This window comes from Paraburkholderia sp. JHI2823 (assembly GCF_038900695.1).
In the GTDB taxonomy this organism is placed as follows: Bacteria; Pseudomonadota; Gammaproteobacteria; order Burkholderiales; family Burkholderiaceae; genus Paraburkholderia; species Paraburkholderia mimosarum.
Genome location: NZ_JAYMRY010000385.1, coordinates 1 through 262, shown reverse-complemented (window position 1 = coordinate 262; position 262 = coordinate 1). Strand labels below are relative to the sequence as shown.

At 53.1% G+C, this 262-nt stretch carries 1 pseudogene; it reads right to left on the bottom strand.

Annotated features, from left to right (window positions below):
* Positions 1-139: 139 nt before the first annotated feature.
* A pseudogene (locus tag VSR34_RS39090) lies at positions 140-262 on the bottom strand (DDE-type integrase/transposase/recombinase); the annotation flags it as partial.

Genomic DNA, 262 nt, shown 5'->3' with positions numbered 1-262 from the left:
GTACCGCGAGCGTCCTGAACTCAGCGGTGTACGCCTGCTTCGGTATTTTGAACATCGATTCTTTCCTTCCTTCGGGTCGAGTTTACACATGACCTACTGGAAGGCGAAATTTCGGGGGAAGCTCAGAAGTCGACCTGTCGCCCGCCTTGTCCACTGCCCGGTAAAGATATTTCCACTCGCCTTTGATCTTGATATAGCTCTCGTCCATTCGCCAGCTTTTCCCAACCGGACGCTTGTGCTTGCGCAAGCTCCTTTCGAAGAG